General features: G+C 64.4%; 20 protein-coding genes. 9 read left to right on the forward strand and 11 right to left on the reverse strand.

Annotation, left to right across the window (positions count from 1 at the left end; genetic code table 11):
* The 3 genes from RJQ10_RS08600 to RJQ10_RS08610 all read right to left on the reverse strand — a co-directional run.
* A partial coding sequence (locus tag RJQ10_RS08600) for an adenosylhomocysteinase (RefSeq protein ID WP_350145617.1) occupies positions 1-874 on the reverse strand: 874 nt, incomplete at its 3' end.
* A 126-nt stretch (positions 875-1,000) separates the two neighbouring features.
* Entirely contained in the window at positions 1,001-2,155 is a 1,155-nt protein-coding gene (gene metK, locus RJQ10_RS08605) for a methionine adenosyltransferase (protein WP_350145619.1), read from the reverse strand.
* Positions 2,152-3,165: an ArsR/SmtB family transcription factor gene (locus RJQ10_RS08610; protein WP_350145621.1), complete on the reverse strand. Its 1,014-nt coding sequence runs from the start codon at positions 3,163-3,165 to the stop codon at positions 2,152-2,154. Before RJQ10_RS08610 ends, metK begins: the two co-directional genes overlap by 4 nt.
* A 186-nt stretch (positions 3,166-3,351) precedes the next feature.
* Here RJQ10_RS08610 and tkt point away from each other — a divergent pair, with 186 nt between their 5' ends.
* From tkt to RJQ10_RS08635, 5 genes are read left to right on the forward strand one after another with little or no spacing between them, the layout of a single operon-like run.
* Positions 3,352-5,355, forward strand: a complete 2,004-nt coding sequence (gene tkt / locus RJQ10_RS08615; protein ID WP_350145622.1) for a transketolase — start codon at positions 3,352-3,354, stop codon at positions 5,353-5,355.
* Between the two features lie 4 nt (positions 5,356-5,359).
* Positions 5,360-6,370 carry a glyceraldehyde 3-phosphate dehydrogenase NAD-binding domain-containing protein gene (locus RJQ10_RS08620; protein WP_350145623.1) on the forward strand — a complete coding sequence of 337 codons (1,011 nt, stop codon included), beginning with the start codon at positions 5,360-5,362 and terminating at the stop codon, positions 6,368-6,370.
* Positions 6,371-6,406: 36 nt separating this feature from the next.
* Positions 6,407-7,558: a phosphoglycerate kinase gene (locus RJQ10_RS08625; protein WP_502880226.1), complete on the forward strand. Its 1,152-nt coding sequence runs from the start codon at positions 6,407-6,409 to the stop codon at positions 7,556-7,558.
* Positions 7,559-7,597: 39 nt separating this feature from the next.
* A complete protein-coding gene (gene fba, locus RJQ10_RS08630) occupies positions 7,598-8,662 on the forward strand; it encodes a class II fructose-bisphosphate aldolase (RefSeq protein ID WP_350145625.1) in 1,065 nt (354 codons plus the stop codon).
* Between the two features lie 9 nt (positions 8,663-8,671).
* Positions 8,672-9,607: an alpha/beta hydrolase gene (locus RJQ10_RS08635; RefSeq protein WP_350145626.1), complete on the forward strand. Its 936-nt coding sequence runs from the start codon at positions 8,672-8,674 to the stop codon at positions 9,605-9,607.
* Positions 9,608-9,673: 66 nt separating this feature from the next.
* Here the strand turns inward: RJQ10_RS08635 and RJQ10_RS08640 are convergent, their stop codons facing one another.
* On the reverse strand, positions 9,674-10,270 hold the full coding sequence (locus tag RJQ10_RS08640; protein ID WP_350145627.1) for a YhgN family NAAT transporter: 597 nt from the start codon (positions 10,268-10,270) through the stop codon (positions 9,674-9,676).
* A 131-nt stretch (positions 10,271-10,401) separates the two neighbouring features.
* Between RJQ10_RS08640 and RJQ10_RS08645 the strand changes: the two genes are divergently transcribed.
* The 3 genes from RJQ10_RS08645 to RJQ10_RS08655 all read left to right on the forward strand — a co-directional run bounded on the left by RJQ10_RS08645 (position 10,402) and on the right by RJQ10_RS08655 (position 13,832).
* Complete coding sequence (locus RJQ10_RS08645) at positions 10,402-11,559, forward strand: transglutaminase domain-containing protein (RefSeq protein WP_350145629.1); 1,158 nt, start codon at positions 10,402-10,404, stop codon at positions 11,557-11,559.
* A gap of 153 nt (positions 11,560-11,712) precedes the next feature.
* A complete protein-coding gene (locus tag RJQ10_RS08650; RefSeq protein ID WP_350145630.1) occupies positions 11,713-12,867 on the forward strand; it encodes an aspartyl/asparaginyl beta-hydroxylase domain-containing protein in 1,155 nt (384 codons plus the stop codon).
* On the forward strand, positions 12,864-13,832 hold the full coding sequence (locus RJQ10_RS08655; protein ID WP_350145631.1) for a class I SAM-dependent methyltransferase: 969 nt from the start codon (positions 12,864-12,866) through the stop codon (positions 13,830-13,832). The genes RJQ10_RS08650 and RJQ10_RS08655 overlap by 4 nt, the downstream gene beginning before the upstream one ends.
* Positions 13,833-13,862: 30 nt before the next feature.
* Here RJQ10_RS08655 and RJQ10_RS08660 read toward each other — a convergent pair whose 3' ends face one another.
* From RJQ10_RS08660 to serA, 7 genes are all read right to left on the reverse strand, one after another.
* Positions 13,863-14,153, reverse strand: coding sequence for a hypothetical protein (locus RJQ10_RS08660; protein ID WP_350145632.1), 291 nt, complete (start codon positions 14,151-14,153; stop codon positions 13,863-13,865).
* 159 nt (positions 14,154-14,312) lie between these two features.
* Entirely contained in the window at positions 14,313-17,189 is a 2,877-nt protein-coding gene (locus RJQ10_RS08665) for a TonB-dependent receptor domain-containing protein (RefSeq protein ID WP_350145633.1), read from the reverse strand.
* Positions 17,190-17,390: 201 nt separating this feature from the next.
* Positions 17,391-17,855, reverse strand: a complete 465-nt coding sequence (locus RJQ10_RS08670) for a hypothetical protein (RefSeq protein WP_350145634.1) — start codon at positions 17,853-17,855, stop codon at positions 17,391-17,393.
* Between the two features lie 17 nt (positions 17,856-17,872).
* The gene (locus tag RJQ10_RS08675; RefSeq protein ID WP_350145635.1) at positions 17,873-20,851 is read right to left on the reverse strand and encodes a TonB-dependent receptor; all 2,979 of its coding nucleotides are present in this window, start codon (positions 20,849-20,851) and stop codon (positions 17,873-17,875) included.
* A 94-nt stretch (positions 20,852-20,945) separates the two neighbouring features.
* Positions 20,946-21,923, reverse strand: a complete 978-nt coding sequence (locus RJQ10_RS08680) for a FecR family protein (RefSeq protein ID WP_350145636.1) — start codon at positions 21,921-21,923, stop codon at positions 20,946-20,948.
* 131 nt (positions 21,924-22,054) lie between these two features.
* Positions 22,055-22,606 carry an RNA polymerase sigma factor gene (locus RJQ10_RS08685; protein ID WP_350145637.1) on the reverse strand — a complete coding sequence of 184 codons (552 nt, stop codon included), beginning with the start codon at positions 22,604-22,606 and terminating at the stop codon, positions 22,055-22,057.
* Positions 22,607-22,664: 58 nt separating this feature from the next.
* On the reverse strand, positions 22,665-23,894 hold the full coding sequence (gene serA, locus RJQ10_RS08690; RefSeq protein WP_350145638.1) for a phosphoglycerate dehydrogenase: 1,230 nt from the start codon (positions 23,892-23,894) through the stop codon (positions 22,665-22,667).
* 114 nt (positions 23,895-24,008) lie between these two features.
* Between serA and RJQ10_RS08695 the strand changes: the two genes are divergently transcribed.
* Complete coding sequence (locus tag RJQ10_RS08695) at positions 24,009-25,409, forward strand: D-2-hydroxyglutarate dehydrogenase (RefSeq protein ID WP_350145639.1); 1,401 nt, start codon at positions 24,009-24,011, stop codon at positions 25,407-25,409.
* The last annotated feature ends 6 nt before the right edge of the window (positions 25,410-25,415 follow it).

Below are 25,415 nucleotides of genomic sequence, written 5' to 3' on the forward strand. Positions count from 1 at the left end.
CGACGTTGCCGAGGATGCTGTGGTCGATGGAGTCAGCATTGCCGGTATTGAGGCCGTCGATGAAAGGGGAGACCACCTCATACCCGTCCATGCAGGCCTGCATGGCGCAAATGGGGTCGAGGTAGGTGATAAGCACAAACATTCCTTCCTGGCGCAGGGACTGGGCCCAACCCATGCCGACGTCGCCATAGCCAATCACCAGTGCCTTCTTCCCCGCCAGCAGGTGGTCGGTGCCGCGCTTGATTGCGTCGTTGAGGCTGTGCCGACAGCCGTACTTGTTGTCGTTCTTGGATTTGGTGATGGAGTCGTTCACGTTCACCGCAGGGATTTTCAGCTCGCCGCGCGCCAGCATTTCCTGCAGGCGGTGCACGCCGGTGGTGGTTTCTTCGGTAACACCGTGGATGCGGTCCAGCATTGCGGGGTAGTTCTGGTGCAGCATGGAGGTCAGGTCACCGCCGTCGTCCAGGACCATGTTCGCGTCCCAGGGCTTGCCATCCTTGAGAATGGTCTGCTCGATGCACCACTCATACTCCTCCTCGGTCTCGCCTTTCCAGGCAAAGACGGGGATGCCGGCGGCTGCGATCGCAGCGGCGGCGTGATCCTGGGTGGAGAAGATGTTGCAGGAGGACCAGCGTACTTCCGCGCCCAGTTCTATCAGGGTCTCGATCAGCACGCCGGTCTGGATGGTCATGTGTATGCAGCCGAGGATTTTTGCACCGGCCAGCGGCTGGCTGGCGCGGTATTTCTCCCGCATGGCCATCAGTGCAGGCATCTCGGTTTCGGCGATATCCAGTTCACGGCGGCCCCAGTCGGCGAGGCTGATATCGGCTACTTTGTAGTCGGGCTTGGTGTCGAGTTTGGTGGCTGTGCTCATAGTCATGTCCTTCCTGCTGGTTGATTCGATAGTTACTGTTTTATGTTCCGTGTTCCGTGTTCCGTGTTCCGTGTTCCTGTGTCTGGTGCTTGGTAGCGCGGCCCCGCTTGCCCGCCGGCGTCCGCGTTACATCGCTGCCCGCAATACCTCCGCCTTGTCGGTCCGCTCCCAGGTGAAATCCGCGTCCTCGCGCCCAAAGTGACCATACGCCGCAGTTTTACGGTAAATGGGCCGCTTCAGATCCAGCATGTCCACGATGCCCTTGGGCCGCAGGTCAAAATGCTCACGTACCAGCTTGACGATGGTGGCGTCCGACAGCTTGCCGGTACCGAATGTATTGACCGAGATCGAGGTCGGCTCAGCGACGCCAATGGCGTAGGAGACCTGGATCTCGCAGCGGTCGGCGAGGCCTGCGGCGACGATGTTCTTGGCCACGTAGCGACCGGCGTAGGCTGCGGAGCGGTCGACCTTGGACGGGTCCTTGCCGGAGAAAGCGCCGCCGCCGTGACGGGCCATGCCGCCGTAGGTGTCGACGATGATCTTGCGCCCGGTGAGACCGCAGTCACCCACGGGGCCGCCGATAATGAACTGGCCGGTAGGATTGATGTGGTAGCGGGTGTCTGGCCCCAGCCAGGCCTCGGGCAGGACCTCCTTGATGATCAGGTCCATCACCGCCAGGTGGATATCGGCCTGGCTGATGGCTTCGTCGTGCTGGGTGGAGAGCACGACCGCGTCAACCCCGACCGGGATACCGTTCTCATAGCGCAGGGTGACCTGGCTTTTGGCGTCGGGCCGCAGCCAGGGCAGGGTGCCGTGCTTGCGCAGCTCAGCCTGGCGCTCCACCAGGCGGTGGGCGTAAAAGATGGGAGCGGGCATCAGGGTGTCGGTTTCATTGGTGGCGTAGCCGAACATCAGGCCCTGGTCGCCGGCGCCCTGTTCTTTTTCCGTGCTCTCGTCGACGCCGCGGGCGATATCGGGGCTCTGCTTGCCGATCGCGTTGAGCACGGCGCAGGAGGCGCCGTCGAAGCCGACTCTGGAGCTGTTGTAGCCGATATCCAGCACCACGTTGCGCACCACGTCCTCAAGATCGACGTAGGTGTTGGTGGTCACCTCGCCGGCGATCACCACCATACCGGTCTTGACCAGGGTTTCCACGGCGACCCGTGCATCCCGGTCATCCTTCAGGATCTCGTCGAGGATGGCATCGGAAATCTGATCGGCCATCTTGTCCGGATGTCCCTCGGAAACCGACTCTGAGGTGAAAATGGCGTACTCGCTCATACCGCATTCCTTGTTGTGTGTGGGTGGCCAAACAGGCGCACCTGGATCTGAAAACCGTTGCGTTGTGCCAGATAGACGCTGGCAATGTCCGTCAGGCCCGCTTCCCGGGCCCAGCTCGCGAGCTCTTCGGGGTCGAAGCCCAGCCAGAGATCGCCGCAGTTCTCCCGCGCCCAGGCCTGGTCGTGACGACACAGGTCGGTGACCAGCACGACCCCGCCTGGCGCGAGGCAGCCGGCCACATCGCGCAGCATCTGTTGGGGACTGGGAGTGTGGTGCAACACCATGTTGATCACCACGCAAGCAGCCTGCAACCCGGCGAGGCTGGCGTGGCCGGTATCGCCGTGGATGAATTCGATATTGCCCAGCCCGGCGGCGGCGCTCCTGGCCCGGTCCAGCATGGTCGCGGCATTGTCGAGGGCGATGACCCGCCGGAACCGGGGACTCAGTTCGGCGAGGAAGCTGCCATCGCCTGGGCCTACCTCGAGAGCCGTATCCGGGCGCGGCAGCGGAGCATCCCGCAGGATCTGGGCCACGGTGTCCGCGTACTGCTCATAGCTCGCGATGAGGTCCTGTTGCTGGCGGAACTTGTGGGCGTTGTCGCGAAAAAAGTGCCGGGAATTGGTTTCCCGCTGCTCCTGTACCGCGGCCAGGCGGTGAGCCAGAGCGGCGGGCAGGGCCTGGGCATCCAGCGTATCGAAGATTTGTTGCTGCACGGCATCCAGTCCCGGCTGTTGGCCGAGTTCGCTGCGCCGGTAGAAAATGGAATTGCCCTCGCGGCGGGTGGCTACCAGCCCGGCGCCGGCCAGCACCTTTAGATGATGGCTCAAGGCCGGCTGGCGCATGTCGAACAGGGTGCAGAGTTCGGAGACGCCGAAGGAGTCCTTGCGCAGCACCCGCAGGATTTGCAGGCGCAGGGGATCCGCACTGGCCTTGCACAGGCTGGCGAGTGCCTCAATGCGCGAGTCCGGGGAGGTCCCGGCTGCAGCTTGTGGACTGACGGCGAGTATCATGGCGCGGGAGTGTAGCAGGCGACCGCATCTATATCAAAAGATTTTGATATAGATGCGGCCCCCGGCAAGCGGGGCCGCTGTATTGGCCAAATGTTTGGTGATTTGTTTGCCGTTAGCGGCTGCTTACGCGAAAATACCGCCCCTTCTGTCGCAAGACCCTCAACGCTTTCCGCCATGGAGTTGCCGATGCCAGCCCGTAATGAACTTGCCAATGCCATCCGAGCCCTCAGCATGGACGCCGTCCAGCGCGCCAACAGCGGTCACCCGGGTGCGCCCATGGGCATGGCGGATATTGCCGAGGTGCTGTGGAACGACTTCCTGCAACACAATCCGGCCAATCCACACTGGCCCAACCGCGACCGTTTCGTGCTCTCCAATGGCCACGGGTCCATGTTGCTGTACTCACTGCTGCACCTGAGCGGCTACGATCTTCCGATGCATGAGCTGCAGAATTTTCGCCAGCTGCACAGTCTCACTGCCGGCCACCCGGAATACGGCTACGCGCCGGGGATCGAGACCACGACTGGTCCCCTGGGCCAGGGTCTCACCAATGCCGTCGGCATGGCGCTGGCGGAACGGGTGCTGGCGGCCCAGTTCAATCGTCCGGGCCACGAGGTTATTGACCACTACACCTACGTGTTTGCCGGCGATGGCTGCCTGATGGAAGGAATTTCCCACGAGGCCTGCTCGCTGGCCGGTACGCTTGGCCTCGGCAAGTTGATCGCTTTCTACGATGACAACGGCATCTCCATCGACGGCGAGGTGGAAGGCTGGTTCACCGACGACACGCCGGCCAGGTTCCGCGCCTACGGCTGGCAGGTCATTTCCAGCGTCGACGGCCACGATCCCGTGGAAATCCGCCAGGCCCTGGAAACCGCACGCGCCGAAGGCAGCAAGCCGACCCTGATTTGCTGCAAGACCATCATCGGCAAGGGCGCCCCGAACAAACAGGGCTCGGAGTCCTGCCACGGGGCGCCGCTGGGCGCGGAGGAGATCGCCGCAACCCGTGAAGCACTGGGCTGGCACCACGCGCCGTTCGAGATTCCCGAGGATGTTTACGGCGGCTGGGACGCGCGTCCCGCCGGTGCCACCCGCGAGCAGAACTGGGAGGACGCCATGGCGGCCTACACCAGCGCTCATCCGGACCTTGCCGCAGAGCTGCGGCGACGCCTGGCCGGTGATCTGCCGGAGGACTTTTCCGCGCGGGCCCAGGCCTGGGTGGACCAGTGCCAGGCCGATGGCCAGACCATTGCCTCGCGCAAGGCTTCCCAGAACTGCCTCAACGCGCTGGGGCCGCTGCTTCCCGAGCTTCTGGGCGGCTCCGCCGACCTCGCCGGTTCCAACCTGACCCTGTGGACCGGGGCCAGGGGTGTCGGCAGCGCCGATGCCGGGGGCAACTACATCTACTACGGTGTGCGCGAATTCGGGATGACCGCCATCATGAACGGTATCGCCCTGCACGGTGGCTTTGTGCCCTACGGCGCCACCTTCCTGATTTTCATGGAATACGCCCGCAATGCCGTGCGCATGGCGGCGCTGATGAAGTTGCGCTCCATTCTGGTCTACACCCACGACTCCATCGGGCTCGGTGAAGACGGCCCGACCCACCAGCCGGTGGAGCAGCTCACATCCCTGCGGACCACCCCGAACCTGCATACCTGGCGCCCCTGCGACACGGTGGAATCCGCGGTGTCCTGGAAAACGGCGCTGGAGCGCAGCCAGGGGCCCACCGCACTGGTGTTTTCGCGGCAGAATCTCGCCCACCAGGCCCGCGATCCGGAGCAGGTGGCCGCGATAGCCCGCGGCGCCTATACCCTGGTGGATTGCGACCGGCATCCGGAGCTGATCCTGATCGCCACGGGCTCCGAAGTGCAGCTCGCGGTAGAAGCCGCGGCGACCCTGGCCGCAGCAGGCAGGCAGGTGCGGGTCGTTTCCATGCCCTGTGCCGAGCTGTTTATGGAGCAGGATGCCAGCTACCGCGAACAGGTCCTGCCCAGCGACGTGCTGGCCCGGGTAGCGGTGGAAGCCGGGCACGCGGACTACTGGTACAAGTTCGTTGGCCTCGACGGTCGGGTGGTGGGCATGACCACCTTCGGCGAGTCAGCACCCGCGGCCGATCTCATGCGCCAATTCGGCTTCACCGTCGACAATGTGGTGGCGGTGGCGGAAGAGGTCCTGCTCGAGGATTAGCGCCATGCTGCGCCTTGCCATCAACGGTTATGGCCGCATAGGGCGCAGTATCCTGCGCGCCCTGTACGAGGGGCCACTGCGGGACCGGCTGCAGGTCGTTGCCATCAACGAGCTGGCCGACGCCCGCACGGTCCTGCACCTGACTCGCTACGACAGCACCCACGGGCGCTTCGGCCAGCCGCTGGAGGGCGATGTCGGTGAACTGCGGGTAGCGGGAGATCGCATTGCCCTGTTGAGCCAGCCCGATGTGGCAAAACTGCCCTGGGCTGACCTGGGGGTGGATATGGTGCTGGAATGTACTGGCGCCTTCAGCGACCGTGGCACAGCCGAGCTGCACCTGCGTGGCGGGGCCGCCAAGGTGTTGTTCTCGCAGCCGGCACAGGGTGATGTGGATGCGACCGTGGTGTATGGCATCAACCACGATACACTGCGCGCGGAGCACCAGATCGTGTCCGCCGCCTCCTGCACCACCAACGGTATCGTGCCGGTCATTCACGCCCTGGACTCGGTCCTGGGCATCGTCAACGGCACCATTACCACCATCCACTCAGCCATGAATGACCAGCCGGTGCTGGATGCCTACCACCACACGGATTTGCGCAAGACCCGCGCCGCGGCCCAGTCGATTATCCCGGTGGATACCGCGCTGGCCAGGGGCATTGAGCGAATCCTGCCGACACTGGCCGGATGCTTCACCGCACAGGCCCTGCGGGTCCCGACCCTGAATGTCTCGGCGATGGATCTCACCGCGCTGGTAAGCCAGCCCACCAGCGAGCAGGCCGTGAACCGCATCCTCCGTGAGGCCGCGGCGACCAGGTATCACGGCGTGCTTGGCTTTACCATCGAACCGCTGGCATCCTGTGACTTCAACCACGACCCGCGTTCCAGCATCGTCGATGCCAGCCAGACCCGGGTCAGCGGCGAGCAACTGGTCAAAGTGCTTACCTGGTTCGACAATGAATGGGCCTACGCCAACCGCATGCTGGATGTGGCTGCGACGTGGGGCGGCCTGTAAGCTGAACAACAGCGCTGGAGAGCAGTGATGATACTGATGACAGATCTGGATCTTGCCGGCAAGCGGGTATTGATCCGCGAGGACCTCAACGTGCCGCTACACGACGGTGCGGTCAGCAGCGACGCCCGTATTCGCGCCGCCCTGCCGACGATCCGCCAGGCGGCTGCGGCGGGTGCCAGGGTGCTGCTGATGTCCCATCTCGGGCGGCCGGAGGAGGGTGTGTTCGCGGAAGAATTCTCCCTGGCGCCGGTTGCCGCGCATCTGGCGGAGCTGCTGGGCCAGCCGGTGGGCTTGCTGACCGAGTGGCGGGACGGGGTTGACCTGGCCGACGGCGAGGTCGCCCTGCTGGAAAACGTGCGCTTCAACCCGGGTGAGAAAAAGAACGACGAGGCGCTGGCCAGGACCTACGCCGCACTCTGCGATATTTTCGTGATGGATGCGTTTGGCACTGCCCACCGCGCGCAGGCCTCAACTCACGGGGTAGCCCGCTTTGCCCCGATCGCCTGCGCCGGGCCGTTGCTGGCTGCAGAGCTGTCGGCGCTGCAGCAGGCCCTGGCCAATCCGGCCCGGCCCCTGGTGGCAATTGTCGGCGGCTCCAAGGTCTCCACCAAACTGACCGTGCTGGAAAATCTCGCCGACAAGGTCGACCAGCTGGTGGTTGGCGGCGGCATCGCCAACACTTTCCTGGCCGCCAGTGGCAAACCGGTGGGCAAGTCCCTGTGTGAGCACGACCTTATCCCGGCGGCACGGGCCCTGATGGCAAAGACCAGCATCCCGTTACCGGAGGATGTGGTTACTGGCAAGGAGTTCTCGGCTACCGCGGCGGCGGAAACCAAATCCGCTGACGCGGTGCTTGAGGACGACATGATTTTTGACATCGGTCCGCAGGCTGCCGCCGCCATTGCCGCGGTCCTCGCCGGCGCCGGCACCATACTCTGGAACGGCCCTGTCGGTGTTTTCGAATTCGACCAGTTCGGTGGCGGCACCGAGGCCCTGGCACGCGCCATCGCCGACAGCCCCGCGTTCTCCCTGGCGGGCGGCGGCGACACCCTGGCGGCAATCGACAAGTACGGCATTGCGGACAAAGTTTCCTACATCTCGACCGGCGGCGGCGCCTTCCTGGAATATGTGGAAGGCAAGACCCTGCCCGCGGTCGCCATTCTCCAACAACGCGGAGAGGATGCCTGAGGGCAGCGCCTCCGCCAGCAACCCATCGAGGATTTTTCCATGGCTCTTATCAGTATGCGTCAGTTGCTGGACCACGCCGCCGAACACGGCTACGGCGTGCCCGCCTTTAACGTCAACAACCTGGAACAGACCCGGGCCATCATGGAGGCGGCCGATGCCACCAATTCCCCGGTGATCATGCAGGCCAGCGCCGGCGCCCGCAAATACGCCGGGGCACCCTTCCTGCGCTACCTGATCCAGGCCGCGATCGAGGAATTTCCGCATATTCCGGTAGTGATGCACCAGGACCACGGCGTATCCCCGGCGGTGTGCCAGCGTTCCATCCAGCTGGGCTTCAGCTCGGTGATGATGGACGGCTCACTGGGTGTGGACGGCAAGACGCCCATGGATTACGACTACAACGTGGGCGTTACCCGGAAGGTGGTGGAGATGGCACACGCCTGCGGGGTTTCTGTCGAGGGCGAGCTGGGCTGCCTGGGGTCGCTGGAAACCGGCCAGGCTGGTGAGGAAGACGGCGTCGGCGCGGCCGGCACCCTGAGCCACGAGCAGCTGTTGACCGACCCGGAAGAGGCCGCTGCCTTCGTCAAGGCCACCGGCGTCGATGCCCTCGCCATCGCCTGCGGCACCAGCCACGGTGCCTACAAGTTCAGCCGCCCACCCACGGGGGATATCCTCGCCATCGACCGGATCAAGGAGATCAATGCCCGCATTCCCGGAACCCATCTGGTGATGCATGGCTCGTCCTCGGTGCCGCAGGAGTGGCTGGCCATCATCAACGAGTTCGGCGGCGAAATTCCCGAAACCTACGGTGTACCGGTAGAGCAGATCCAGGAGGGTATCCGCCACGGCGTGCGCAAGATCAATATCGACACCGACCTGCGGCTGGCGTCCACCGGTGCGGTGCGTCGCTTCCTGGCCCAGCACCCCGCCGAGTTTGATCCGCGCAAGTTCCTCGCTGCGACCACGGTGGCGATGAAGGACATCTGCATTGCCCGCTACGAGGCTTTTGGCACCGCCGGCCAGGCGGACAAGATCAAGGTTCGCTCCCTGATCGCCATGCAGGAAGCCTACGACGCAGGCCAGCTGGACCCCAAGGTCAACTGACAAGACGCCGTGGCGCGTCCCGACCGCGAGGCCCTGCGAGCGCTGGGCAAGGCCCTGCCACCGCTTGGGGAGGCGCGCCCCCTACCGGGCCTTGACGAATACCTTGAGTTCTACGGTCTGGTTTTTCGCCGGCAGCTGCCGGGTGTGGATTACCGGATCGGCACCGTGGCAAGCGGCCACTACCGCCTGGCAGTGCACTGCTGGCAGCGAGTCGGCGCCCGCCACAACCTGCTGTTGGTGCACGGCTACCTGGATCACGTTGGCCTTTATCGCCACCTGATCCGCCACGCCCTGGCCCGGGGCTGTAACGTTGTCGCCTTTGATCTGCCGGGCCACGGCCTGTCCACCGGTACCCCGGTCGGAATAGGAGCCTTTCGCGAATACGGTGACGCCATCCGCGACGTACTGGCTGCAGTCGAGTTGCCGGATCTGCCCTGGCAGGCGATGGCCCAGAGCACCGGCGGCGCCGCCCTGATCGAGTTCGCCCGCCACCATCCCCCCTGGCCTTTCAGCGGCACCGTGCTGCTCGCGCCGCTGCTGCGCCCCGCGGGCTGGTGGCGGGTGCGCGGCGCCCATAGCCTGGTGCACCGCTTTGTGGACACCGTGCCCCGGGGTTTTGCCGACAACTCCGGCGATCGGGACTTTCTGGCATTTGTCCGCCGCGATCCGCTGCAGTCCCACCGCATTCACCTGAGCTGGGTCGGTGCCCTGCGCCGCTGGCTGGCGGAGCTGCCGCTGCAGGACCTGGGCGTGGGGCCGGCGCTGCTGGTCCAGGGCGATGCCGACACTACCGTGGACTGGCGCTACAACCTGCCGCGCTATGGCAAGCTGTTCCCGGGGCTGCGGATCGAGCTGGTGCATGGGGCCGGGCACCAGCTGGCCAACGAGTCGCAGCCTTTGCGGGAGAGATACCTGAAGGTGGTTGATAGATACCTTGGTTGGTAAGGCCGCGATGTTGTTGCCAGATCCAGATTCGGGGCCCGGGTGACGCGGCCCGCGACCCGCGGCCAGTTACGCCGCCGCCAGGCTGAGGAACTTCTGCACCCCGTCAAAAAACATCTGCACCGAGATAATCACCAGGATCATCCCCATCAGCCGCTCCATGGCGATAAGCCCCCGCGCTCCCAGCGCGCGCAGCAAGAGGGGGGATGCCAGCAGCAGAATGGCGCAGACGCCCCAGGCGCCGACCACGGCGAAGGTCCAGTCCAGCATCCGCGCCGGGTCCTTATGGACCAGCAGCATGGTAATCGCCAGCGCCGAGGGTCCCGCGACCATGGGGATGGCGAGCGGCACAATGAAAGGCTCGCCGTCGGGGGTATCGCCCATCACGCCATGGGGGTTGGGGAAAATCATCCGCAGGGCGATGAGGAACAGGATGATCGCGCCGGCGATGCTGATGGATTCCTGGCGCAGGTTGAGCAGGTCGAGCATCGCTGACCCCGCATAGAGGAACAGCAGCAGCACAACCAGGGCGATCAGCATTTCGCGAAAGATGACCCACTGGCGCCGCTTCGCCTCCACATCCTTCAGCACGGCGAGGAATACCGGAATATTGCCCAGCGGGTCCATCACGAACAGCAGGGTAACGAAGGCGGATACGGTGTCCATGAGTGCTCCTGGGCAGGGGCGTCCAGTGTACCCTCTCAGCAGGGTGGGCGTTAAGGGCACCGGGGGCATCTCCGCCGCAAAGTGCTATGCTGAGAACTCTAACCGTGGCGAGGATGGCTATGAGTCCTTACATGATCAGGAAGACACGCCCCCCCGTTCTGGCCGCCGTGACCCTGGCCCTCGCCCTCGCCCTCGCCCTGTCGCTGGCGGCCTGCGCCGTACAGCCGCCGGGAGCGCGTGCGCCGGCGGTCAGCCACGCCGAGCTGCTGAGCGGAGAGCGGCTTGGGATAGGCCGCGACGCGGCGCCGCGGCCGGTGCAGCTGACCGCGGTCAACGACGACATGCGAGCCTTCCTGCACCACCATGTGCCCGCTGGACTTGGGCCCACGCGCACCATTGAATTGATCCTGCAGGCGCTGCTGCAGGATGGACTCGAACTGCGCTACGACAACTTCAGGACCTATACCGCAGAAGAAGCCTTCTATGCCCGGGAAGGCAACTGCATGTCGTTTACCAACCTGTTCGTTGCTCTCGCCAGGGAAGCCGGCATCAAAGCACACTACCAGGAGGTTGAGATTCCGCCATCCTGGACTGTGGACGGCGACACCTGGATGTACAACCTGCACATCAATGCCCTGGTCAAATTGCCTGTGGGCGAGCAGGTGGTTGACTTCAATCTCGGGGACTACGACCGCGACTTCCAGCGCTGGCTGCTGAGTGATGAGGAGGCCCTGGCGCGCTACCACAACAATATGGGCGTGCACTGGATGGAGCAGGGGGAGACAGAGCGGGCGTTTCTCCATTTTCGCGCCGCCCTTGGGCTGCAACCTTACGCCGCGCACGTGTGGACCAACCTCGGCACCCTGTATCGGCGTCAGGGCGACCTTGCGGCTGCCGAGGCCGGCTATCTGCACGCTGTGGCGATCGGCGATGAGGCGGCCGCCAACAGCAACCTGGCGCGGCTCTACGCACAGCTGGGAGAGGCGGAACTGAGCGCCTGGTACCGCGATCGGGTGCAATTGTTCAGACTTCGCAACCCCTACTACCTGTTTCACCTGGCGGAAGAGGCCTATGCCGGGGCGGACTACGTCAGTGCGCGCCAGTTCCTGCTGACCGCCATTCGCCGGGAACCGGGCGAACACGAGTTTTACCGCCTGCTCGGTCTGACCTACCTGCGCCAGGGCAAGTTGCCCGCGGCCAGGGCGCAGTTCGAGCTGGCCGCCCGCCATGCCGACGCCGCGCACCAGCTGCGCTACCGCAACAAGCTGGACCTGCTGGTCGCCCGCTGACGCCTGCCCTGCGGGGCCAACCACAGTTTGATTCTGGTACCATGGGCAGCTTCGAGACCTGCCTTTTCAATTGGATCACCAGATGCCGAGCCAGCTATCGCGCCTGACCTTTTTACACTGTGGCCACTGCCCGACGTGGGGGGGAAGTCAGCGATGAGTAACGACAGTGGACAGGGTCTGCAGGAGGCCCTGGCGGCGCTGCGCGCCGGCAGGGCGGCAGAGGCGGAACAGCGCCTGCAACAGCTGGTCGAGAACGGCCCGGTTGCTGCCGCCACCTGGCTTGCACTCGCCTTTGCCCGGGTCAATCTGGAGCGGCCGGACGACGCCCTGGCGGCGGTCGACCAGGCCCTGGCGCTGGAGCCGCGCAATATCCGCGCGCTGCTGTTCAAGGCAGACCATCTGGACCGCATGGATCAGCCGAGGATCGCCCTCGGTTTCTACCAGGCGGCGCTGCGGGTCGCCGCTGGCATGCAACAGGTACCGCCGGATGTCGCCCAGGGAGTAAACCGGGCCCGGGAGGTTTCCGATCGCTGGGCAGCGCACTACGAGAACTACCTGCTGGAGGAAATGGAGGCCGCCGGCTTCACGCGCCGCGACAATCCCCGTTTCGCCGAGTCGCTGGATATTGCCTGTGGCAAGCTGCCGGTCCAGTTGCAGCAGCCGACCCGCTACTATTTTCCCGGTCTGCCCCAGCGGGCTTTCTACGAGCGCAGCGAATTTTCCTGGGTGGCGGGACTGGAGGCACACACCGATGCGATCCGGGAGGAACTGTTGGGCCTGATGTCCGGCCCAGAACAGTTCGAACCCTACCTGGAGTCCGACGCTAACCGCCCCCGCCTGAATACCAGCCGCAATTTCGACAGCATGGACTGGAGCGCCTGTTACCTGTGGCGCGAGGGTACTCTGGTGGAAGAGGTGGCCAGCCGCTGCCCCCGTACCATGGCGGCGCTGGCCGGGGTGCCGCTGTGCCTGATTCCCGGGCAAATGCCCTCGGTGCTGTTTTCCAAGCTGGCGCCGGGGGCGCGGATCGAACCCCATCACGGTGCCGTGAACAGCCGCCTGATCTGTCACCTGCCGCTGGTGGTCCCGCAGAACTGCGGGGAACTCCGTGTCGGTAACGACAGCAGGTCCTGGCGGGAGGGCGAGCTGCTGGTATTCGATGACAGCATGGAACACGAGGCCTGGAACCAGAGCCGGGAGGCGCGCGTGGTATTGCTGTTCGATATCTGGCGGCCCGAGCTCAGCGACAGCGAACGACACTGGGTCTCGACCATGCTGCAGGCCGTCAAGACGTACCAGGCATCGTGAGCAGTTTGGAGGCGGGGCCGCATTCGGCGGGCTTCTGGGATACCTACTGGCGCGGTACTCACGAGAATGCCGCGCACAAGGAAGGCGGGGCGCAGGAGCCGGTACTGGCCCGGTTCTGGGAGGAGTTCTTTCGCCGTGAACTGGCCGCGCGCACGGCCCCGGCGATACTGGACCTCGCCTGCGGCAATGGCGCGGTGACCGGCCACGCTCGCCGCCTGGTCCCGGAGCTGCGCGTTCATTGCAGCGACTTTTCCCTGAGTGCGCTGCTCGATCTGCAGCGGCGTTACCCCGGCTGCCCCTGCGTGGCGGCGGACGCCGCGTGCCTGCCCCTGGCGGCGGCCAGCTTCGACCTCGTGGTCAGCCAGTTCGGGCTCGAATACGCGGGTAACGCGGCGCTTGAGGAAGCTGCGGGGCTGCTAGCGCCGGGGGGGGTGATGGCGCTGCTGGTCCACGTTCACGAGGGCGCCATTTACCGCGAGTGTGAATACAACCGGGATACCGTGGCCGCGCTGCAATCGCTGAATATCCTGGGGCTGGCGCGGGAGGCTTTTGCCGCGGGATTCGCCCTCAACCGGGGTCAGTGCTCACCCGACGAATTCCGCGCAGCGGAGCGCGCTTTCACCCCGGCCGTGCGTGGACTCGAGCAGTTGTTGCGCGATCGCGGGCCCGCCGTTGCGGGGGGCCTGCTGCAGCAGCTGTACCAGGATATCGCCCACATGTATCGCCGGATGTCCGCCTACGAACCCGGCGACATCCTGCAGTGGCTCACCGGTATGGCAGCGGAACTTGAGGCTTATAGTGGGCGCATGCAAAGCATGCTGGATGCCGCCTGGAGCCATTCCACACTGGATACGCTGATCGATCGGGTTGTATCCCGGGGTTTCAGGCTGGTGCAGCGCGACCAGCTGGCGGTGACGGGGAGTACACTGCCCGCCGCCTGGACGCTGGTACTGGCTCGGGACTGAGCCCGCCGTAGCGGGCTGCAATGGCCGGTGCTAGCCGCCCGCAGGGCCCGCACTCTGGGCGCTGTTGCGCTGGATGTCGTTGATCGCGTCGCGGCTGTCCCCGGCTTCCTGTGCCCACACTTCGTCTTTCTTGCAGACGCGGGTGCCCAGCCGGGTGCCGGTCTTGATCACGGTTTTGCAGGTGACGCCTTCATTGCTGGCGACCGCCTGGGCGGCGTTACCGCCAGTAGCGGCGCTGCTGCTCGAACCGCTGGTTCCGGCACAGCCCGCGAGCAGGGCCAGCAGGGTACTCGCAGCGATTGTCGTCATGATAGTTTTCATAGATCCTCCTGAATTTCCAAAGCAGTGTCCTCCGCTCCGGGGTAAAGGTCAAACATGGGCAGAGCGTGTGCCCTGCTTAAAAAAAACCCGGCAGGGTAGCCGGGTTATATCTGCATCCAGGAGTGCAGCCCGCGGGGCGGACTGCACTCGATTCCGGATTTAGAAGCTGACGCTGACGCCCACGAACATGTAGCGACCCAGTGCGTCGTACATGCCGGGGAACGTGTTGCCGTTACCGTTGATGGACGGCCCGGCAGCGTTACCAGCAATCGGCGGCTCTTTGTCAAAGACGTTGTTCACGCCCAGACGGATCGAGGCGCCGTCCATGACGTCCCAGGAACCAGCGATGTCAAAGTAGTTGACTGAGGGCAGGTTCAGGTTGCCGTTCAGATCGGTCACTTTGCTGATGTGGCGCCAGTAGCCGCTCACGGTGACGTCCCAGGGAGTCATCCAGGTGGCGCGCAGGTTGTTGCGGAAGTCGGGCGTGGGGTAGCCACACTCGCCGCCCCAGTTACCTTTGCAATCCACAACCGGTGCACCCTCGAGCTCCTGCTGGTCCCAGGTATCGATGATCGACATGGTGTTGTTGAACATCAGGGTACCCATGTCACCGATGCTTACATCGTAGTCAGCGATGATGTCCCAGCCCTTGACTTCCTCGATGGCAAGGTTGTCAAGCAGGGCAGATACCCGGCCGCTGACGTTGACATCGGAACCGATCCACAGGTCACCGAGGGGGCCGCGGCGAATTTTCTCGCACTGGGAGTCGTTGCCGTCCAGACATTGATTGAGAGTGAATTCTGCGCCCAGGTTGTCGATGCCTTTCTCGATTTCGATGGTGTAGTAGTCGACGCTCAGGACCAGGCCCTCAACAAATGCCGGCGACCAGATAAAGCCCACCGAGTAGGTATCGGACTCTTCCGGGTCCAGTTCCGTGTTGCCGCCCTCAAGTTGATTGTACTGGCCCGCGAAGGAGTTGAGGATGTTGCCGTACTGTGCGGCGGTGACACCGGTACGGGCGCAATCTTCGAAGCTGCGATCCGGGGTTGCACCGCCACAGGGGTCCACGTCCATGTCGAACAGGTTGAGGCCCTGGGGCCGGAACAGCTCGCGGAGGTTGGCTGCACGCACCGCGCGCTGGAAGCTGGCGCGCAGTTTGACGTCCTGGTTGATGGCCCAACCGGCACGGATACCGTAGGTATCGGTGGTCACGTCGGTGGAGTAGTCAGAGTAGCGGTAGCCGAGGTCCAGAGTCACTTCTTCGGCGTAGGCGGCGCCTTCTACCAGCGGGACGCTGGCCTCGAAGAAGAATTCATTGACATCGTAGGCGGCGCCCTCAACAGCAACAGTGGCGCCACCCTGGCCAGCGCCAAGGCCGAGACGGAAACCTTCATCCGGGTTGAAGTTCAGCTCTTCCTTGCGGTATTCAGCGCCGATAACGACCTCGACGCCGTTGTTGGCGGAAGGCAGCTTGACGCCGTAGTCCCCGAGGCTACCGGCGATAAAGCCGTTGAAGACCTTCTGGGTGGTGGTGCCGCGGGCGAACAGGGGCAGCGACAGGTAATCGGTTGCCTCCTGGGTAACGCCGCCCTCGGTCCAGAGGTTCCAGGGCACGCAGTTGGGGTCGGTGCCGTCGAGGACGGAGGCACAGACGGTTGCACCGGTGTCAGGGTCCTCTACCGCGTTCAGGGCCTTGAGGATCTTGGCGTTGGACAGGTCGTTGTTGTAGGTGTTTTCCATGCTCACTTCGGAATACAGGCCCGAAACGTCATAGCGCCAGGTTTCGTTGATGTCGCCGCGGAAGCCCAGTACACCGCGGAAGGAGGTGTGACGCAGGTCCTGGTTACGGGGGCCGCCCTCGACGTTGCGGCGACCGATGACGACAGTCTGGGTGTCATCCATACCGAGGCCGTAGTCACCGCAGATGGCGCCGACTTGTTGGTCTGACAGGAACGGGTTGTCACAGGCGATCGGCACGCTCAGGAAGAAGGCGCCGGACGGCGCGATCTGCGCGTTGGTCTGGTTGTCCATGAACATGAGCTCGGTGTAGGTCTCGACGTGCTCGTTGATCTGGTAGCGGCCGAAGGCACCGGCGGTGTAGCGCTCGTCAGGGCGCTGGTAGTAGTTCAGCGGACCGTAGTTGTAGACTTCTGTGGGCTCGACCAGTTGGTTGCCGGAGACCCGGTACACACCCTGGCTACCGTCGCCGGGGATGAAGGTCCCCGCGGCGCTGGTGCCGGAACCGAAGCAGCCGGTACCGGGGTTGTTCAGGGCGCAGGCGCTGTAGTCGCGCTCGCTCTGCAGCACTGGGTCGATTTCACGGTAGGTGGCGTAGGCCGTGACGTTACCGCGGCCGTTGTCGAAATTGCCACCCATGATCAGCGACCAGCTCTGGATGTCGCCGCCGGTTTCGCTGCCGTCGGGGAAGGGGAAGCCGGCATCGCCGACGATACCCTGGACGCGGCCGTTGTCGTTGTCGTGCTGGTACTGGCTGAACTGGTAGTCAAACTGGACGCCTTCGAAATCGTCCACCATGATGAAGTTGACCACGCCGGCTACCGCGTCGGAGCCGTAGGTAGCGGAGGCGCCACCGGTGAGTACTTCCACGCGCTGGATCAGCGAGGCGGGGATCTGGTTGATGTCAGCGCCGATGCCGCCCTGCAGCGGTGAGCCCGCGGGCAGGCGGCGGCCGTTGACCAGCACCAGGGTCCGCTCGTCGCCGAGGTTGCGCAGGTTCAGGGTCGCGGTGCCGGTAGCGCCGTTGGAAGTCGATGAGTTCTGGTTGGAGTACACCTGCGGCAGGTTCTTCATCAGGTCTTCGACCCGGACGGTACCCTGGAATTTGAAGTCTTCGGCGTCAACCTGGGTGACCGGGCTGGCGGATACCAGGTTGGCTTTCTGGATGCGGGAACCGGTAACGACCACTTCCTCGACCAGCAGCTGTTCCTGGGCGCTGGCAACCTGCGGCAGGACAGCCGCGGCGCCCATGCCCAGAGCAGCCGAGACTGCCATGGTCAGACGATTTTTCCTCAACATATTAATACCCCTGTACTCTATGTAAGTATGTTTTCCTGTGGCCGATGCCACTGGAGACGAACATTAGACGAATTCAGAGGGTGGGGCCTCAAAGTTCCCCCGTGGTTTTGTGACAAATTCACGTAATCACGAGGGAACCCGGCAAATTACCGGAATTTTCCCGAGCCTCCGGGGCCCGGGAGTGAAATCGCAAGCCGGGGGTTACTTGAGACGGGTCACGCCGATGGACTTGCCAGAGGCCACCACGGTCATTTTGTAGAAGCCCAGCAGGTTCTTTTCGATCACCACGGCGGTGTCTTCCCCGCGGTGGAAGTAGCGGCCCCGGAGGCGCTGGCGCCAGACCTGGCCATTGTCCAGGTAGAACAGGGTTTCACCGGACCAGCCCTCGAAGGGAGGTTTGATCCTGGCCTCAATGCGGATCGATTCCTCCGCCGCGCGCACCTCCGGGTTACTGCGCAGCATTGCCGGTGCCTCCTCGGCGGTGTAGCTGACCAGCCAGTGATCCAGGGCCTGCCGCTCGGCCGGGGTCAGCTTGTGCAGGCCCGCCGCCTCGAACTGCTCCGCCGACATCAGTTTCTCCACCCCGGGGAAGGTCTCCGCTGCCATGAGTGGGGCCGCGAGGCAGGCTGCGCTGAACAGGAGTGGGGCGAGGAGTGGGTGGCGCATGGGGCGGGCTCCGTGGGTCAGAAGCGCTGGCTGATACGGGTGTACCAGAAGCGGCCTTTGAGGTCGTGGGTTCGGGCGTCAATGTTATCGTTAAACGCGGAGGCAGCCAAAGGGGCCGGCTCGTCGAGGGCGTTGTCCACGCCCATGGTCAGGCGCAGCCCGGACCACAGGTCGAACACGTAGCTGAGCTGCAGGTCGTGCACGGTCCAGTCGCTGATGGTTCGCTGCTGGCTGCTGCCGGGAAGGGTTTCCCGCATGGCGCTGACATGCTGGATCTCGTAGTTGGCCTCCCAGCGCTCCCGTTTCCAGCGTATCCCGAGCTGACCCTTCCACTCGGGGATGCCTCCCAGCCCGTCGGAGGCTTCATCCAGGAAGGTGCCGGCCAGGTCAACGGCCGCTGCGCCGGGGTCGGGCTGGGCCAGGTACTCGCGAATCCAGGCGCCGCTGCCGGTAATCGACAGCTGTCCCCAGGGTTGGTCGGGGAAGTGGTAGGAGAGACCCAGGTCGGCCCCGCGTATCCGTCGCTTGCCGATATTGATGTTGTTGGCCTCGACCCGCACCAGGTTGCCGAGTCCATCCCGGTTGATCCGGTCGGCGAACCGGCCATTGCGGGCGTTCTGGTCGATGATGAACTGGGCGCTGGACGATACCACGTCGTCCTGCTTGATCTCCCAGTAGTCTGCGCTCAGCCGCAGTCCGGGTATTCGCACCGGGATCCAGACCAGCCCTGCACTGAGGGAGTCGGAGGTCTCTGCCTCCAGGTTCGGATTGCCGCCCTTGACGGTCAGGAACTGGTTGCGGGTCGGGTCCGCCCGCTGCGTGCAGCCCGGCAGCACGCCGATGTTGGCGGCCTGGGTGCAGGGATCGCTGAGAAAGGCCTGCTGTTCTTTGCTGCCTTCATAGAGCTCATTGAGGCTGGGGGCCCGGAAGCCGCGCGCATAGCCACCGCGCAGGGTCAGAGAGGGCCCCAGCTGCAGTTTCAGCCCCAGTTTGGGGTTGGTGCTGGCACCGAAATCGCTGTAGTTCGATTGGCGAAGGGCGGCCTCCAGTTCCAGACTGCGACCGCCGCTGGCACTGTTCCAGATCGGGAGCCGGGACTCGGCGTACAGTTCGATGATCTTGCGGCTGCCGCGAGTGGCTTCAAAATTGGTGGCGCCGATAGTGCCCAGGCTGGCCAGGCGGGCGTCGGGCCGCTTGGAGGTGGCCTCGTGCCTGAACTCCACTCCCAGTGCCAGGTCGCCGCGGCCCGCCGGCAGATGCAACAGGGCGTTGCTCAGGTTGATGGCGGCGCTGGACAGCGACGAGTAGCCGTTGGTTTCACCGGCTACACGCAGGTAGTCGACCTGCTCCGGCCCTATGCTGCCCGCGGGCCCCATGATGGCCACCGGCACGCAGCCGTCGATAGTTGCACCGAGACAGCGATCGGCGGGCCCGAGGGCACGCCGCAGGCGTTCTGCATCCACCAGGTTGGTCACCGTTTCGGTGGCCTCGCTGCGACTCCAGTTGACGCCCAGATCCCAGTGCCAGTCGGCGTACAGGCCCTCGAGGATGGCGCTGACGCGCCCGACCCGGGATTCATTGCGCTGGGTCCGGGCCGGAAATTCGACCAGCCTGCGGCGAACATCGGTGATATCGGTGCCAAAATCGTTGTAGATGTTGGTCGCCGCCACAGTCAGCGGAGTCTGCTCGAAACCCGTGAATATCGGCGTAGGGGCCAGCGTGGCACGGGCATTGGTCTGCAGGTAGCTGGCCTCGAGAGTGGCCGTAACCTGCGGCGTCAGATCCCGGTTGGCGCTGGCGTAGACACTGCTGCGGCGCATCGGCACGACAGCCGTGGTAAAGGCCTGGAAATCGAACAGGTCGTCGGGGCCGGTCGGCCGATAGCTGCCTTCGCCGGTAGCGATAAGGCTCTGGCCATCGGGCAGGACCACGCGGGCATCCGCTGTGGCGCTGGAGCGCTGGTCGGTGCCTCCCAGGGCGCGGGTGTCGGCACTGCGCGAGACCGCGCGATCGCGACTGAACAGGGGTTCCTGCTCATAGTGAGAGGCGCTGAGGAACAGGCCGCCGTCGCGGAAACTGGTGCCGTACTGCAGGGTCTGGGTGGTGGTGGTGAGGTCGCCGCGGCTGCTCTCGCCGTAGTAGGTTTCGGCCAGTACCCCGTGAAAATCGCGCTTCATGATCACGTTGACCACGCCGCCGATGGCATCGGAGCCGTAAATGGCAGAGGCGCTGTCCTTGAGGATTTCCACCCGTTCCACAGCGGCCGGTGAAATGCTGTTGAGATCCACTGATTCGCCGGACAGGCCGTCGTTGGCGACCCGGCGCCCGTTGATGAGAATCAGCGTGTTGCTGGCGGGGAGGCCGCGCAGGGTGACGGTCGCAGTGCCGTCACCGCCATTGGATATCGCGGTACTGGTGGAGTTGCCGATAACCGCGGGCACGAACTTGAGTAGCTCGCCCAGCGTCTGGGCGCCGCTGCGCTCGATGTCAGAGCGGGCGTACACGTCGACCGGCGCGCTGAAGCGGTTGGGGTCGCGGCGGATACGGGAGCCGGTCAGGCTGCTGCCATAGACGTAGGTCTCTTCCATGCCGGGTTCGTAGACGGGGAACAGTGCGCTGGTCTGCTCGGGGTCGTTGCAGGGGCCGTTCCCGCAGTTGACGGCGTATATTGCGATGATGCGCTCGTCAATCAGCTCCCATTTGAGGCCGCTGCTGGCCAGCAGTTGCGCCAGGGCCGCGTCCCGCCGCAGATTGCCCACCAGTTCCGGGGCGGCGAGGTGCCGGGTGAGCCGATCCGAGAACACGATAGGGGTATCGCTCTGGCGGCTGAACTGCAGCAGTGCCGAGGACAGGGAGCTTTCGCGAATATCGAAGAAATAGGAGGGGACGCTGGCTGGGCGCGGGTCCTGCGCCCAGCCACAAGCGGCGGCTATCGCCAGCCATGCCGAAACGATACCCTGCGCGATGCATCTTGTCGCCCGGGACTCGGCAAGCATTCTCGGACCCTGCCCGTTTGTTGTTGCAACTCACTGATAAATCAGGAGAAATTACCGCGGCCCGGAAATCGGGCTGGAAAGGTAGTGTTATATCCTACTGGCGGGGTTTCAGCAACTGCACGGTGCCCTCGTCCAGCTGCACTACCTGCAACTGCAGGCTCAGCTCGACTGCCTGCAGTACGCTGGCGGGGTGATCGAGGTTGAACACGCCGGAGACCGTGAGGTCGGCCACGTCCCGGTCGCGGATGACGATGCGGGTATCGGTATAACGGGCCAGTTCGCGGGTCAGTTCCAGCAGCGGCATTTCCCTGGCGATGATCTCGCCGTGCTGCCAGGCTGTGAGCGGAGCCGGGTCGATCTGGCGAGTGCTGCCGAGACCGGTATTCGATGCCTGCAGGTACTCGTTGGCGTGGAGCATGGTCGAGCGCGCGCTGCGCCCGGCCTGTGCCGACTCGGTAACCTGGACGACGCCCTCGGTCACTGCGATGTCAGTGGCGTCCTCCCGGCGGTAGATATTGAAGGCAGTGCCGACGGCGGTTACCACCGCGTTGCCGGTATCCACCCGGAACGGCCGCTCGGTGTCGGGTTCCACATTGAAGTAGGCCTCGCCCCGCAGCAGCGCGACCTGGCGCCCGGAGTCACTGAATTCAACTTCGACCCGGCTCGCGGTGTTGAGCGTGATGCGGGACTGGTCATCCAGGGTAAAGGTCGCTCTTTCACCCTGGGCGGTCTGGAACTCCTGCGAGTAGACCTGCTGGTCTCCGGTCGGAAGGACGATTATTGCCAGCACCAGCCCTGCCGCCAGGGCGGCCGCTCCCGCCAGCCACTGCCGCCGCGAGCTGCGGGGTGTGGCGTGCAGGGGCTCCTCGAACGGCAGGTGTCGGACACTGCCAAGGTCGTCCCACAGTTCCAGCATCAGGTCCATTGCCTGCCGGTGACTGGCGTCGGCGGCCAGCCAGAGGGCGAACTCGCGGTGGTCCTGCTCGCAGGCATCATCGCCGCGAAAGCGCGCAATCCAGCCCATGGCCGCGTCGCAATCCCGCTCGAACTGTCGTGTAAAGGTTTGGTTCATCTCATCCCCGGCCCGGTTGCGGTTTGTAAAGCTAGCGCAGTGTTGACAATCCGCAACGGACCCATCCCTGTCTTATAGCTATTAGTGTAACGAGAAAGATCGAAGTTCCCTCAAGTAAATATTTACGCTGTTCATCCGCCCTCCTCGGGCGGGTACAGCGACGCCAGGCGCTTGCGGCAGTGCTGCAGGGCCTGGAGGATGTATTTTTCCACACTGGACACCGACACCTGCATGGCGTCGGCGATTTCCCCGTAGGAGAGTCCGTTGCGCCGGTGCAGGAGGAAGGCCTGGCGAACGTTGACCGGCAGTTCCTCGACGGCGGCGAAAATCAGCGCCAGCTTCTGCCTTGCGCCCAGGATGTGCTCCGGTGATGCACCGCTGGCATTGGCATCCCGCGGTCCGCTATCGGCGGCCTGGTTGCGCTCGCCGCGGACAAACTGGAGGTGGAGCTTGCGCCGCCGCAGCTGGTCCAGGGCCAGGTTGGTGGCCACCTGGAACAGGAAGGCCCTGGCGTTGTCGAGCGTTTCCGGGGCCTCCAGGCGGTGCAGGCGCAGAAACGCCTCCTGGGCGACCTCGGCGGCGTCCTCCGGGCTGTCCAGCTTGCGCGCGAGGTAGCGCTCCAGGGCGGTGCCATGGGTCGCGACCAGTTCGGCGAGAAACTGGTTCTTGGTGTTCGCCGCCAAGGTGATAGCTCAACCCTCGTTGCGATGGAAAATGCGCCCGCTGGCGGGCGCCCGAATCTCAGAATAGTACGCGACTGCGGATTGTACCGTCTATGCTGGCCAGTTTTTCCAGGGCCACATCCGAGTACTCGGCATCGACGTCGATGACAACATAGCCGACGGCATCGTTGGTCTGCAGGAATTGTGCGGACACATTGACATTGTTCTCGGAAAAAACCCGGTTGATGGCGCTCATGATCCCCGGCACGTTGTGGTGGATATGCAGCAGGCGGTGGCTGCCCTCGTGTTCCGGGAGCGCCACCTCGGGGAAGTTGACCGAGGAGGTACTGGTCCCGTTGTCGCTGTAGCGGGCCAGCTTTTCCGCTACTTCCACCCCGATGTTCGCCTGGGCTTCCACGGTGCTGCCGCCGATGTGAGGGGTCAGGAAGGTATTGTCGAAGGCCCGCAGCGGGGAGATGAACTCGTCGTCGTTGGAGCGCGGTTCGACCGGGAACACATCGATGGCCGCCCCGCCCAGATGCCCATTGGCCAGGCTGTCGGCGAGGGCATCGATATCCACCACCGTACCCCGGGAGGCATTGATGAGAATGCTGCCCGCTGGCATCTGCGCCAACTGGCTCGCGCCGATCATGTTGCGGGTGGTGCGGGTCTCGGGCACGTGCAGGCTGACCACCTCGGATTGGGCCAGCAGTTGCTCCAGGTTGGGCAGCTGGCGGGCGTTGCCAAGGGGCAGCTTGCTGACCACGTCATAGAACTGCACCTGCATGCCCAGGCCCTCGGCAATCACGCCCAGCTGCATGCCGATGTTGCCGTAGCCGATGATGCCGAGGCGCTTGCCGCGAATTTCATAGGAATTGGCCGCGGTTTTCTGCCACTCACCCCGGTGGGCCGCGGCGTTTTTCGCGGCGACACCGCGCAGCAGCAGGATGGCCTCGGCGATCACCAGCTCCGCTACGCTGCGGGTATTGCTGAACGGTGCATTGAATACGGCGACCCCGCGCCGGGTGGCAGCGCTGAGGTCGACCTGGTTGGTGCCGATGCAGAAGCAGCCCACCGCAACCAGCTTGCGGGCGGCCTGAAAAATTTCTTCGGTGAGCTGGGTCCGCGAGCGGATGCCGACGAAGTGGGCATTGGCGATGGCGGCCTTCAGGTCCTCCGGTGCCAGCGCTTTCTGGTGCAGCTCGATATTCTCGTAGCCGGCATTGCGGAGGGTCTCGACAGCCGAAGGGTGCACCCCTTCCAGCAGGAGGAACTTGATCTTGCTTTTCTCTAGCGACTTGGGCGCCATAAGCGTCGGTGCTCCCGGGGCTATGCACTGTGGGCAGGAAGATAAGAGGGCGCATATGCTAACATATGGCGCTCGTTTTGAGTCCCCTGATCCCGCCTGCCGAGGAGCCCCCGAGTGACCCCGATCAGCCCTGATATCCTGTTGGCGTTGCAGGCCTGTGTTGGCGCTGAACGCGTCCTCACCGATGCCGAAGCATTTGCCCGGTACGGCCGCGACTGGACCCGGGTCCACACCCCGGCGCCCTCCGCGGTCGTGCTGCCGGGCGACATCGCACAGGTGCAGGCGCTGGTTCGGCTGGCGGTGGAACACCAGCTGGCCCTCGTGCCCTCCGGCGGACGCACCGGCCTCAGCGCCGGCGCGGTGGCCTGCAATGGCGAGATCGTGGTCGCCCTGGACCGGCTCAACCGCATCGCTGACTTCAACCCCATCGACCGCACGGTGCGCTGCGGTGCCGGGGTGGTTACCGCCCAGCTGCAGGCGTTTGCGGAGGAGCAGGGCCTGTTCTACCCGGTGGACTTCGCCTCCAGCGGGTCCAGCCAGATAGGCGGCAATATTTCCACCAATGCCGGCGGCATCAAGGTGATCCGGCATGGGATGACCCGTGACTGGGTAGCGGGGCTGAAGGTGGTGACTGGCACCGGGGAATTGCTGGACCTGAACCGGGGCCTGGTCAAGAACAATGCCGGCTACGACCTGCGGCAGCTGGTCATCGGCGCCGAGGGCACTCTGGGCATTGTGGTCGAAGCCACCATGCAACTGGGGCGACCGCCGAAAGATCTCGCAGTGCTGGTGCTGGGAGTCACGGACATGACCGCCGTGATGCGGGTGCTGGAGGCCTATCAGGGGGCCATGGACCTGCAGGCCTTCGAGTTCTTTTCCGAGCTGGCGCTGCAGAAGGTTGTTGCCCACCAGGGCCTGCAGCGGCCCTTCGAAACCGAGGCTGACTTCTACGCCCTGCTGGAGTTCGAGCAGACCACGGCGGCGGACATGGAGCAGGCCATGGCTCTGTTTGAACACTGTGTGGAGCAGGGCTGGGTGATCGACGGAGTAGTGAGCCAGAGTGTGGCGCAGGCCCAGGCCCTGTGGCGTCTGCGGGAGGACATTTCGGAGACCATCTCGCGCTGGACTCCCTACAAGAACGATATCAGTACCACCATTGCCCGGGTGCCTGACTTCCTGGCGGAAGTGGACGCGGTGGTCTCCAGTGCCTATCCGGACTTCGAGATCGTCTGGTTTGGCCATATCGGGGACGGCAACGTGCACCTCAATGTACTCAAGCCCGACGCGCTGCCCATGGCTGACTTCCAGCTGCGCTGTGGCGAGGTCAGTCGCTGGGTGTTCGAGATCGTGCAGCGCTACGAGGGCAGCGTTTCAGCGGAACACGGGGTGGGACTGTTGAAGAAAGACTACCTGCACTACACCCGGTCCGCGGCAGAGATCGCGATCATGCGCCAGATCAAGCAGGCCTTTGATCCCCGGGGGATCATGAACCCCGGGAAGATATTCGACCTCTAGCTCTGC

Source organism: Haliea sp. (assembly GCF_040222615.1).
In the GTDB taxonomy this organism is placed as follows: domain Bacteria; phylum Pseudomonadota; class Gammaproteobacteria; order Pseudomonadales; family Halieaceae; genus Haliea.